General features: G+C 37.8%; 7 protein-coding genes and 1 tRNA gene. 7 read left to right on the top strand and 1 reads right to left on the bottom strand.

Annotated features, from left to right (window positions below; genetic code table 11):
- Window positions 1-130: 130 nt before the first annotated feature.
- On the bottom strand, window positions 131-1,201 hold the full coding sequence (locus JF259_RS13675) for a lactonase family protein (protein ID WP_199115959.1): 1,071 nt from the start codon (window positions 1,199-1,201) through the stop codon (window positions 131-133).
- A gap of 540 nt (window positions 1,202-1,741) precedes the next feature.
- Between JF259_RS13675 and JF259_RS13680 the strand changes: the two genes are divergently transcribed.
- The 7 genes from JF259_RS13680 to JF259_RS13710 form a co-directional block, all read left to right on the top strand.
- Entirely contained in the window at window positions 1,742-3,202 is a 1,461-nt protein-coding gene (locus JF259_RS13680; protein ID WP_199115961.1) for a sulfatase family protein, read from the top strand.
- Window positions 3,203-3,553: 351 nt separating this feature from the next.
- A complete protein-coding gene (gene dnaE / locus JF259_RS13685; RefSeq protein ID WP_199115963.1) occupies window positions 3,554-7,942 on the top strand; it encodes a DNA polymerase III subunit alpha in 4,389 nt (1,462 codons plus the stop codon).
- A 151-nt stretch (window positions 7,943-8,093) separates the two neighbouring features.
- Entirely contained in the window at window positions 8,094-8,411 is a 318-nt protein-coding gene (gene trxA, locus JF259_RS13690; protein ID WP_199115965.1) for a thioredoxin, read from the top strand.
- Between the two features lie 105 nt (window positions 8,412-8,516).
- Window positions 8,517-9,446, top strand: coding sequence for a DUF58 domain-containing protein (locus tag JF259_RS13695; protein ID WP_199115967.1), 930 nt, complete (start codon window positions 8,517-8,519; stop codon window positions 9,444-9,446).
- A 91-nt stretch (window positions 9,447-9,537) separates the two neighbouring features.
- A tRNA-Asp gene (locus JF259_RS13700) sits at window positions 9,538-9,611 on the top strand.
- A 205-nt stretch (window positions 9,612-9,816) separates the two neighbouring features.
- Window positions 9,817-11,100: a site-specific integrase gene (locus JF259_RS13705; RefSeq protein WP_233164280.1), complete on the top strand. Its 1,284-nt coding sequence runs from the start codon at window positions 9,817-9,819 to the stop codon at window positions 11,098-11,100.
- Window positions 11,101-11,382: 282 nt separating this feature from the next.
- Window positions 11,383-12,840, top strand: a 1,458-nt coding sequence (locus JF259_RS13710) for a ParB/RepB/Spo0J family partition protein (RefSeq protein ID WP_199115968.1), incomplete at its 3' end; no start/stop codon positions are given.

Consider the following 12,840-nt stretch of genomic DNA (forward strand, 5'->3'; position numbering starts at 1 on the left):
TGAGGTTCTCGACCTCTGTTATTAATGAGGGTGCAAAGATACTATATTTTTTTAATTTTCAACACTTTAATTAGCTAGTGTTAATCGAAAAGAATTCCTCAACGCTCTACCTCGGGGTTTAGCAAAAAGATTAGAATAGCAAGCAAACTGGAGATGGCAGATCTACTGAGTGCAAAAAGGAAAGTTTGCCACTATCGCTATCTACTTTAAAAACACTAATATTATTGCTTTTCTGGTTGGCAACCAATAAGAAGTTGCCAGAAGGATCCAACGAGAAGTTTCGTGGCCAGTTACCTTGAACATCCATATTTTGAATTTTTTCAAGTTTGCCAGATTGCTTGTCTCTTTTAAAGACCACAATTGTATTTTCACCGCGATTAGAACCATATAAAAAATGTTCGTCTTTAGAAAGGTGAATGTCGGCACAATAGCTTTCACCTTTAAAATCGTCTTTAAGTGTAGAGACATGCTCTAAAAGCTCAAAAGCACCATTAGACTTTTTGGCTGAGGTTACGGTGTTAGCATATTCATTGATAATGTATATAAATTGACCGTCTTTTGTCATAGTAAAATGTCTTGGCCCGGCATTCTCGGTCATGTTAACAATAGAAGGTGTTATTAAGTTATAGTCTTCTTGGTTTTCAGATAATTGGTAGTTGTAAAGGCCATTTCTTCCTAAGTCCGAAACATAAAGTTTGTCTTTGTAAAAATGAGCAGAGTGTGCATGCGATATGCTATCAGGTGCATTGTGATTAAAAACTTTATAAGCCTTATCCAGATGCCCATTGCTATGTATAGCGTATAATGAAACGGTGCCTCCTGTATAGTTAGAAACCACGGCACGATTACCAGTAGTATTGATGGCAATATGGCAGGGGTGCGCTCCATTGCTGTCCACAGTATTTAAATGTGAAAGCATGCCGTTCGTGTCAATTTTGAAAGCGGAAACAGAACCATTTTCATTTTCATTAACTGCGTAAATATAATTTCGATCGGGAGAATACGATAAAAACGATGGGTTTTCTGTTTTGGCGACCAGTTGCAATTCACTAAGTTCGCCCGTTTCTGTATTAAATTGAAACTTGTAAATACCTTCGCTTTCACCAGATGTATAAGTGCCGACATATAAAGATGAATGAGGGATTGAGCAATTTGTAAGACACAAAGTTGCTAGGCATATAAAAACTAATTTGATTTTCATAGTGTTCAGATTGATTGGTCATAAAAGTATAAATAATTTTGGAGCGATAATAATCTTTATAAAACTAAGGGTTATGGATTTTGTTAGAATTGCCGATAGAAGGATGAAGTTGTTAGTATTTCAAAAACTATCTCGGTTCTAAGAGACTGTTTAAAATTCGTTTTTGAAATTTGTTATAGGTCATTTTTTTGCCAATTAAGGCTTTAAAACCGGAGTTTAGCAGCGCTAAATGAGGATTTTCACAACGAAAAGTGGTGAAAAAAGGGGCATAACAAAACCAAAAGGTGGAATTTAAACAGTCTCTAAATAAAAAACTATATTTATTGATTAAACACTATTGTGTTAGTAGGGGTTCAAAATTGTCACATCGAGCATTGGTTGAAAGGAAACTATATTTTCCTTTAAAATACCTTGCTAAATAAGTCGAGATATTTTGTCAAACTTTTGATTTTATTCAAGGGAGATATAATTCTTGAACAACGGTTTTTATACTAACATAATAGTGATTATACGATTTTTTAAACTAAAAAGCCATACCATATGAAGTTTCTATTCCAAGTTTTACTGATTTTAAATACAACTATTGTTGTTTCATGTGCATCGAAGACAAAGCAAAAGCAGGAAGTCGATAAGCCAACAAATTTTGTGATTGTTTTTGTTGATGATATGGGATACGGCGACATAGGCTGTTATGGGGCTACGGGTTTTACAACTCCCAATTTGGATAGAATGGCTGCTGAAGGAATGCGTTTTACTAATTTTTATGCCGCGCAACCAGTTTGTAGTGCGTCAAGGGCAGGTATTTTAACAGGGTGCTACCCTAACCGAATAGGTATTTCGGGAGCCTTGTTCCCTCATAGTGATACTGGATTAAATCCTAATGAGATAACCATAGCAGAGATGTTAAAAGAAAAGGGGTATGCTACTGGTATTTTTGGAAAATGGCACTTGGGACACCATAAAAAATTCTTGCCTTTACAACATGGTTTTGACGAATATGTAGGCTTACCTTATTCAAACGATATGTGGCCAATTGGTGTTGATGGGAAACGGCATCCTGTTGGAAAGGGTGCTGGAAAACATCCAGATTTGCCTTTAATTGAGGGCAATGAAGTTGCTGAGTATATAACAACCCTAGAAGGACAGGATAAATTAACTACACTTTACACTGAAAAGGCGGTCGATTTTATTAATCGCAATGCCGATAAACCTTTCTTTGTGTATTTGCCACATAGTATGGGACATGTTCCATTAGGAGTATCAGACAAATTTAGAGGAAAAAGTGAGCAAGGGCTTTATGGAGATGTAATGATGGAGATCGATTGGAGTGTTGGGGAAATTGAAAGGGCTTTACAGACAAATGGTATTTCGGAGAATACAGTGTTTATTTTTACTACCGATAATGGGCCTTGGTTAAACTATGGTAATCATGCAGGGTCAGCCGGTGGTTTGCGAGAAGGTAAAACGACCAGTTGGGAAGGAGGCCAACGTGTGCCGTTTATTGTTAAATGGCCTAAATCTACACCGGCAGGCTCTATTTGTAGCCAGTTGGCTTGTGCCATAGACATTCTCCCAAGTTTTGCTAAAATAGCAAGTGCCGAAGAGCCTAAACTGAAAATTGATGGTGTGGATATTACCGACTTATGGAAAGGTGATACCGATTTAAAACCGCGTAAGGAGGTGCTTTTTTATTATGGTAAGAATAATTTGAATGCAGTACGTAAAGGCAATTGGAAACTGGTCTTGCCACATACCTGGGCATCGTATAATACGAAACCGGGAACGGATGGACGTGGCGGCCCAAGGGAGCAAATGAAAGTTGAAACATCACAACTATATAATATGATGCGTGATCCGGGAGAACAGTACAATGTTATTGAATATTACCCCGAAAAAGTAGAAGAGCTCATGGAAGTTGTTCAGGCTGCCCGTAAGGAATTGGGAGATCTTAACGTGGGGATAGAGTCAGGAGTAGGAACAAGGGAGATTGGCAAGAAATAATTGTTGGCTGCGTAACCTTTGTGTCTAATTACTAGTGGTAGGCAGGTGTGTGTATAATAAGCTTATTTTTGTTAAACAAAGTATTCTCACACGTTTAAATTTTAGTAATTAATTGATTTTATTGTAATTATAAAATTAAGGACGTGTGCAACCACTCCTTACACTCGTTCTCTCATTAAAAATTTTAAACATTTCCTTTTGTGAAGTAATTTTTAAAATTTCTTAATGCTCGTTTCTTATGTTTAAAACTCTTTATAACTTCATTGTTGAAAAGCGCAAAATCTATGTATTTTTATACACTTCGTTTTTAGGGTATAACAAATAAATAAATCAACAGATAGACAGTTACTTATGTACTTAATTTTCGATACAGAAACTACCGGATTACCCAAACGCTGGGATGCACCAATTACCGATGTCGATAATTGGCCACGTTGTATTCAGATAGCTTGGCAATTGCACGATGCTATGGGAAACTGTATCGAACATCAAGACTTTTTGGTGCAACCCGATGGGTTTAATATTCCCTATGATGCAGAGAAAGTACATGGTATTTCAACTGAATTGGCGCAAGAGCAAGGCGTACCATTGGTTGAAGTTCTGGAAAAGTTTAATAGTGCTTTAAATAAAACGAAGTTTGTAGTTGGGCAAAACGTAAAGTTCGACTTAAATATCATGGGTGCCGAATTTGTACGTGAAGATATTGCCAATGCCTTACAAGAACTACCGGTTTTAGATACCTGTACCGAACACACAGCAAGTTTGTGTGAAATTCCTGGTGGTCGGGGGGGGAAGTTTAAACTTCCAACACTTACCGAACTCCACGAATTTTTATTTAATACCCCTTTTGCCGAAGCTCATAATGCAACAGCCGATGTGGAAGCTACTACACGTTGTTTCTTTGAATTGGTGCGCTTGGGAGAATATACCAAGGAGCAATTGGATGTTGCCCCTGAGTATTTTCAAAACTTTAAAGAAGCCAATCCGCAAACCATTCAGCTCATAGGTTTAAAGCACATTAATTTACAAAAAGAAAGTGCTAAGATTCGTGAGCGTATTCAAAAGGAGGAAACCAGTACTATTTCTTCAGAAGAAATAAAACAAAATGTGGCGGATTTAGCAGATGTCGATTTTGTGCATTTGCATAATCATTCACAGTTTTCTGTATTACAATCTACTATTAGTATTCCCGATTTGGTCAATGCGGCTGCAACGCATGGTATGCCTGCCGTAGCTTTAACCGATCATGCCAATATGATGGGGGCCTTTCATTTTGTAAAAGCAGTTAATAATCATAATAAATCAGTTCAGGCAAAAAACGAAGCAGCAATTCAAAAGGGTGAAGAGCCTAAGGCTAAAGAAATAAAGCCTATTATAGGTTGTGAGTTCTTTGTGTGTGAGGATCATACCGATAAGTCGAGAAAGGATAATGGTTATCAAATTGTTTTAATCGCTAAAAATAAAAACGGTTATCATAATCTGGCAAAATTATCATCGCATGCCTTTGTTGACGGTTTTTATTATTTACCACGAATCGATAAAAAACTTATCGAACAATATAAAGAAGATTTAATTGTGCTAACTGGAAACCTTTATGGAGAGGTGCCTAGTAAAGTGCTGAATATAGGTGAGAACCAAGCAGAGGAAGCTTTGCTTTGGTGGAAAGAACAATTTGGTGACGATTTGTATATTGAATTGATGCGCCATAACCAAGAGGATGAAAATCGTGTTAACCCGGTACTTGTTGAGTTTTCCAAAAAGCACAATATAAAGTTGGTGGCGACCAACAATACTTACTATTGTGATAAAGAAGATGCAAATGCGCATGATGTCTTGTTGTGTGTAAAGGATGGTGAAAAGCAAGCGACACCCATTGGTCGTGGTCGTGGATACCGTTATGGATTGCCCAACCAACAGTACTATTTTAAGTCTTCAGATGAGATGAAAGCCTTATTTAAGGACATCCCTGAAGCTATAATCAATACACAGGAGATTGTAGATAAAGTTGAAGCTTATCAGTTAGCACGTGATGTGTTGTTGCCAGCTTTCGATATCCCAGAACAATTTAGGCATGAGGAGGATCTGGTAGATGGAGGTAAAAGAGGTGAAAATGCTTATTTACGACATTTAACATACGAAGGCGCGAAAAAACGATACGGAGAACCTTTAAGTGATGAGGTTAAGGAACGTCTTGACTTTGAATTGGGTGTTATAGAAAACACAGGGTATCCAGGGTACTTCTTGATTGTAGAAGATTTTATAAGGGAAGCCCGGAATATGGATGTATCGGTAGGGCCCGGTCGTGGATCGGCAGCTGGGTCGGTAGTAGCCTATTGTTTGTGGATTACCAACATAGACCCGATGAAGTACGACCTGCTTTTTGAGCGTTTTTTAAATCCGGATCGTATTAGTATGCCCGATATCGATATTGATTTTGATGATGAAGGACGAAGCCGCGTTATGGATTATGTAATCGAAAAGTACGGAGCCAATCAGGTGGCGCAAATTATTACATATGGTACCATGGCAGCGAAGTCGTCCATTCGGGATACAGCACGTGTTTTAGACTTGCCTTTATTTGATGCCGATAGGATTGCCAAGCTAATTCCAGCCATGTCTAAGTTGCATAAAATCTTTGGCTTAGATGAAAAGGAACTTGCTAAAAAATTCAAGGCAGAAGAGCTGGAAAAAGTAAACGAGCTACTTAACATATCGGATGGTTCTGGGTTGGAAGCCGAAACTCTTAACATGGCAAGAACCTTAGAGGGTTCTGTTAGAAATACCGGTATTCATGCTTGTGGTGTGATTATTACGCCCGATGATATTACAAAGTTTGTTCCGGTATCGGTTGCCAAAGATTCCGATTTGTACGTTACCCAGTTCGATAACTCGGTAGTTGAAGAGGCTGGTTTGTTGAAAATGGATTTCTTGGGTTTAAAGACATTAACCCTAATAAAGGATACCGTTAAAATTGTAAAAGCGAAGCATGGTGTTGTACTGGATCCTGAAAACTTTCCGTTAGACGACGAAGAAACCTATGCCTTGTTCCAACGTGGAGAAACAGTTGGCGTGTTTCAGTACGAATCGCCTGGGATGCAAAAGCACCTTCGCGATTTAAAACCTACGGTTTTCGAAGATTTAATTGCCATGAATGCCTTGTACCGTCCTGGGCCTATGGAATACATCCCGAGTTTCGTTAGGAGAAAGCACGGCGATCAGGAAATTGAATACGATTTACCTGCCATGGAAGAGTACCTTAAGGAGACTTATGGAATTACCGTTTATCAAGAGCAGGTGATGTTGTTGTCACAAAAACTTGCAGGGTTTACTAAGGGTGAAGCCGATGTATTGCGTAAAGCAATGGGTAAAAAGCAAATAGCCGTACTCGATAAAATGAAGCCTAAGTTTATTGAGCAGGCCAGTGCCAATGGTCATGATGCTAAGATTTTAGAAAAAGTGTGGAAAGATTGGGAAGCCTTCGCAAGTTATGCCTTCAATAAATCGCACTCTACATGTTATGCATGGATCGCTTATCAAACAGCTTATTTAAAAGCGCATTATCCGGCGGAGTACATGGCAGCAGTATTGTCTAACAATATGAACGATATTAAGCAAGTTACCTTTTTTATGGAAGAATGTAAACGAATGAAATTAAACGTGCTTGGGCCAGATGTTAATGAATCGTATTACAAGTTTTCTGTAAATCAGGATAATGCAGTTCGGTTTGGTATGGGAGCTATTAAAGGCGTGGGGCATGGTGCCGTTATGACTATTGTGGATAACAGGAAAGAAGGTGGGCCGTATAAGTCTATTTTTGATCTGGCAAAGCGAATCGATTTACGGGCAGCTAATAAAAAAGCTTTCGAAAATTTGGCGTTGGCAGGAGGGTTTGACTGTTTTGGTGATACACATCGTGCTCAGTATTTCCATGATGAAGGTGATGGCATTACCTTCTTGGAAAAAGCCATAAAGTATGCTCATAAACATAAAGAGAATGAAAATTCAGCTCAAGTGAGTTTGTTTGGTGAAGCGAGTGATGTGCAAATAGAAGAGCCCACTGTGCCACCTTGTGAAGAGTGGGGTACCATGGAAAAGTTAGCTCAAGAGCGAGAGGTCGTGGGGATTTATATTTCAGGGCATCCATTAGATGACTTTAAGATTGAAATGACGACCTTTTGTAACGCGACTTTGGCATTTTTCAAACATATGGAAGCTTATGTCAATAGAGAACTAGTCTTTGGCGGGGTGGTTACCGATGTACAGCACCGTGTGAGTAAACAGGGGAAAGGCTGGGCTTTGTTCACCGTAGAGGATTATACCGATAGTTATGAATTTAGAATTTTTGGTGAAGAGTATTTAAAATTCCGACATTTTTTAATGAAAAACAATTTTGTGTTTATTAAGGTGTTAATTAGAGAAGGTTGGGTTAACAAGGATACTGGTAAAAAAAGTGATCCTAGATTACAATTTAATAGTTTTCAGTTGTTGCACGATGTTATGGAAGCCTATGCAAGAAAGTTGTCCGTTCAGCTTAATATTGAGGATTTAAAAGAGGAAAAGATTATGCAATTAAAAGACCTGATAGGTTTGCATCAAGGGGACCGTCATCTTAGTTTTGTAATATACGATACCAAAGAACAGATAAAACTAAACATGTCTAGTAGAAGGCAAAAAGTAAAAATATCACAAGAATTACTTTATGCTTTGCAAGAACAGGATGTTAATTACAAACTTAACTGATATTTAAAGCTTTGAAAGCAGGTGGAAAACATAAATAATTGTTAACAATAAGGCTATAAACAAAACAAATTGTAAGCTTGTAAGGTCAAGAGTTTTTTTTGACTAATTTTGTAGCATTAAAAAGAAGTACAACATATTAAAATAAAATATTATGGCATTAGAGATAACAGATGCAACGTTCGAAGAAACCGTATTAAAAAGTGACAAACCCGTATTAGTTGATTTTTGGGCAGCTTGGTGTGGGCCTTGTAGAATGGTTGGGCCAATCATCGAACAGATTAGTGAGGAATACGGTGATAAAGCGGTTGTTGGTAAGGTAGACGTAGATGCAAATCAGGAGTTTGCAGCTAAATATGGTGTACGTAACATACCTACAGTTTTAGTTTTCCAAAATGGAGAAGTTGTAGGGCGTCAAGTAGGGGTAGCTCCTAAGAATGCTTATACCGATGCTATAGATTCGCTTTTATAGAAGAGATGTAAATAAGAAAATTGAAAGGTTTGCTGTAAATGGCAAACCTTTTTTTATTTTAGATGTCGTGAACAACATGAATTTTCTTTAGTAAATTGACTTACTGTGAACATACAATACGAACTTAATAAAGCTGGAGGGTTTAAAAACATAGAATTACTTGCTAAACAAGTAGTAGAAGGTTTTATTGCAGGTATGCATAAAAGTCCGTTTCATGGCTTTTCGGCCGAGTTTGCTGAACATAAAATATATAATAAAGGAGAAAGCACACGACATATAGACTGGAAATTATTTGCTAAAACAGATAAGCTGTATACCAAACGTTATGATGATGAAACAAACCTGAGGTGTCATATCATTATCGATAATAGCAGTTCGATGCATTATCCAGAAATAACTTCACTTTCTATCGATAGTCTTAATAAGATAGGGTTTTCAGTATTGGCTGCTGCATCTTTAATGTATATACTTAAAAAGCAGCGCGATGCCGTTGGTTTAAGTATTTATAGTGACGCATATGATTTTTATGCGCCAGAAAAAGGCAGTGAAAGGCACCATCAAATGTTATTGCAACAACTAAGTGACATGGTTACCAAAAAGACAGTAAATAAAGAAACGGAAACATATACTTATTTGCACGAAATAGCAGAGAAAATGCATAGGCGCTCTATGGTCTTTTTGTTTACGGATATGTTTCAAACTACTATAGATGACAGTAAGTTATTTGAAGCGTTAAGGCATCTAAAATATAATAAGCATGAAGTTATATTGTTTCATGTTTTTGACAAGTCTAAAGAGTTGAACTTTAATTTTGACAACCGGCCAAAACGTTTTGTTGATGTGGAGACCAGCGCATACATTAATTTGTATGCCGATACAATTAAGGGAGCCTACAATGAAGCGGTTAGCGATTATTTTACAGCTTTGCGTTTAAAATGCGCACAATATAAAATAAAATATGTTGAAGCAGATATAAACCAAAAATTTGATAACATCCTCACGACCTATATGATAGAGCGTAGAAAGTTTGTTTAAAAATTGTAAAACGAAAAAAATCAAAAAAAAATCAAAAAAACGTTTGAGATATTCAAAAAGCCATGTATATTTGCAACCGCAATAATGCAACGGTCTGGTAGTTCAGTTGGTTAGAATGTCGCCCTGTCACGGCGAAGGTCGCGGGTTCGAGTCCCGTCCAGACCGCTTAGTAAAAGCACAAAAAGAAGCAAAACCTCACTAAATATATGATTTAGTGGGGTTTTGTCTTTTTTGAACAAATAGTTAAAAGAATATTTTTTAACTTTAAAAGTTCACAAATCGTCAACAGTCATTTTTTAATCGTCAACAGTTTTCTATTTAACCCAATAATTGATTTCCCACATAGTTGATTTGACTTTCGTTTAAAAGAATGTTTAACAATCTAACAACGACAGCTATGCGTGCCTCAACAACATTTTCAGTACTTTTTTGGATATATGCTAAACGAGCCAAAAGCAATCAGACCAATATTTATGTTCGAATTACAGTAAATGGCAAAAAAAGCAACATTAGTTTAAAGCAAATCGTAGATGTAAATGCTTGGGATGCCAAAAACCAAAAAATGAAAGGTTCAGGTGCAGCTTCCAGAAAGTTGAACTTAGAGTTAGCAAGGATTAAGTCAGATATCCATCGATGCTATCAAGACTTAAAGCAGGAATTAAGACTTCCTTCAGCCGAACTTGTTAAGGCAAGGTATTTAGGAGAGGATAAAAGAATATATACCCTTAGGGATATTTTTGAGTACCATAACCAAACAATGGCCCATAAATTATCTAAAGGTACAATGGGTAAATTTGAAACTACCCAAAAATATGTTTTCGTTTACGTTACTGAAAAGTATAAAACTTCTGATATGTATCTTAAAAACTTGGACTACAAATTTATTATAGGATTTGAAAGCCTTCTTGGTTCATATCGGTCAAGGCCAAGTCAAGGTGAGATTAGCAATAATGTAGCTATGAAGCATATTCAGAGATTAAAAAAATTGGTAACGCTTGCATATCATTTAGAATGGATTGATCGAAATCCATTTGTTAAGTTTAAACTTAAGTTTGAAAAAAAGGAACGAGAGTTTCTTTCTAAAGATGAACTCCAACGAGTTTTGGGTTTTAATTCTACTATTGGACGATTAATAGTGGTTAAAGATTTATTTATATTCAGTTGTTATACAGGATTGTCTTATATAGACATTATAGAACTTTCAAGTGATAATATTGTAATAGGAATTGATGGAAATCAATGGATCATGACAGCAAGAACTAAAACAAAGATTCCTGTAAAAATTCCTTTACTGCCTAAAGCAAATGACCTTATAAAGAAATATAAAAGTCATGCTAGAACCCAAAATTCTGGAAAATTGATGCCTAAGATATCAAATCAAAAGTTAAATAGTTATTTAAAAGAAATTGCTGATTCTTGCGGTTTAAAGAAGAATCTCACCTTTCATATGGCAAGACATACTTTCGCCACAACGGTAACACTTAGTAATGGTGTGCCTATTGAAACCGTGTCTAAGCTTTTGGGGCATACCAGAATTGCTACTACCCAGATTTATGCACGGGTTATTGAGCGAAAAGTGAGTGAAGACATGAATAAACTAAGGAGTGTGATAAAAGACCGTGATTTGAAAATTAAATCAAATGAGATTAACTGATTTTCTGACTTAATTTTAGCGAACCTTAAATGATTTCGTTTTCGTTCAAGTAAAATATAAGGTTTTGGTTTTCTAGATTATGTATGTCTTCTCATTTATATATTCAGTATAAATATACACACAATATTCTCGAAAGTTAAACGTCGCAAAATATTTATCGGAAAAGGGACGGCATAAAGCCATTGCCTTAGCCGTGCCTATTTATTCCGTTTCCTTTCCACTCCAAAATTTTGTCTTCTGTTTGGACTGCCCATAAATATTGTTTAATCAAAATCAATAATTATGGAAACAATTACCGGACATTTAAAAGAAGTGGGATTGGTCGAAATATCCATCGGCAAGACCAATCCAAGGAGGGAGTTCAATGATGCATCCATAGGGGAGCTATCGGAGAGTATCAGGAAAAATGGGCTGCTGCAACCAATACTGGTACGGCCTACGGCCAAGGGCTATGAACTGGTATGTGGCGAAAGACGACTAAGGGCATGTAGGCTCATCAATTTGGAATCCGTCCCCGCACAGGTCAAGGAACTGAACGACCAAGAAGCCCTAGAGGCCCAGATCGTGGAGAACCTTGAAAGGGAGGATGTGCACCCAATTGACGAAGCCGAAACTTTCAAACTGATGTTGGAGCAGGGCAATTACAATATTGGGGATATCGCCACAAAGATTGCCAGATCGGAAACCTTCATCCTCCAACGCCTGAGCTTGAACAACCTGAATGCCGAATGGAAGAAACTCTTCCTAAAAGGAGTGGTGAACCTATCCAAGGCACTCATCATAGCCCGGTTGGAAAAGAAGTACCAAAAGGAGGTGGCACAGGTAGCCAAGGATTGGCAAGGCGGGATAAAGTCCACCAAGCAATTGCAGGCCTATATAGATTCCAACATTACGGCACAACTGTCAAAAGCGCTGTTTGACCCCAAGGATGAAAACCTGATAATGAAAGCAGGCGCATGCCCCAATTGCCCGAAACGTTCGGGAGCGAACTGTTCCTTGTTCCCGGACGTAAAGGAAAATGACAGGTGCTTTGACAAGAGCTGCTTCAATATAAAGACCCAGAAGTATATCCAAAACGAAATAGATGGGATCATTAGTGGTGCAGAAAACGTATACCTTATCAAGCCCAAACATCAGGATATTGAAGATAGCCTTGCGGACAAGCTGAAAAAATTGAAGATAAGGGCTTTGACCGAGTACGATGATTTCGATACCGTCCGTCGCAGGGATAAGCGCAAGAACAAGATCATGGGATTTTGGGTTAGTGGATACCAAAAGGGACAATACGTGCCCATTATGCTGTCCACGAAAAAAGATGTCAGGGCATTGGATCCAAAGAGCAAGGAAGGCGTTGCTGTCCAAATCGAAAAGATCAATACCAGGGCAGAGCGGATGCTGGAGCTCGATGCAGAAAAAGTCCATAAGAGGATCATAGAGGCCATGGCAGAAACCGAAGAGCTGACCGCTCCCGGGAGGCATAATTATTGCAAAGCAACGGAACTGATGGGCAGGCTGGTGCTGTGGAATGCACTGGGCTGGCCAAAAAAGCAACATTTCGGGAAGTTACTGGAAATGAATAAATATGATAAAGAAGGCCCGATCGGATTGTTAAAACGTTTGGAAGAGCTGTCGATGGGAGATATGGCCATAATCATCAACAACGTTGGCTTTGATTCGTTTAAATCATCCCAACCTATCTATAGTGAGGCCCTAGCCCTAAGACGGTTGGCCGAAAGCTTT

The organism is Snuella sedimenti, assembly GCF_016428595.1.
GTDB lineage: Bacteria > Bacteroidota > Bacteroidia > Flavobacteriales > Flavobacteriaceae > Snuella > Snuella sedimenti.

Excerpts from the sequence above, each read along its gene's own strand:
- JF259_RS13675 (WP_199115959.1), bottom strand. The coding sequence starts at position 1,201 with ATGAAAATCAAATTAGTTTTTATATGCCTAGCAACTTTGTGTCTTACA.
- JF259_RS13680 (WP_199115961.1), top strand. The coding sequence starts at position 1,742 with ATGAAGTTTCTATTCCAAGTTTTACTGATTTTAAATACAACTATTGTT.
- dnaE (WP_199115963.1), top strand. The coding sequence starts at position 3,554 with ATGTACTTAATTTTCGATACAGAAACTACCGGATTACCCAAACGCTGG.
- JF259_RS13705 (WP_233164280.1), top strand. The coding sequence starts at position 9,817 with ATGTTTAACAATCTAACAACGACAGCTATGCGTGCCTCAACAACATTT.
- trxA (WP_199115965.1), top strand. The coding sequence starts at position 8,094 with ATGGCATTAGAGATAACAGATGCAACGTTCGAAGAAACCGTATTAAAA.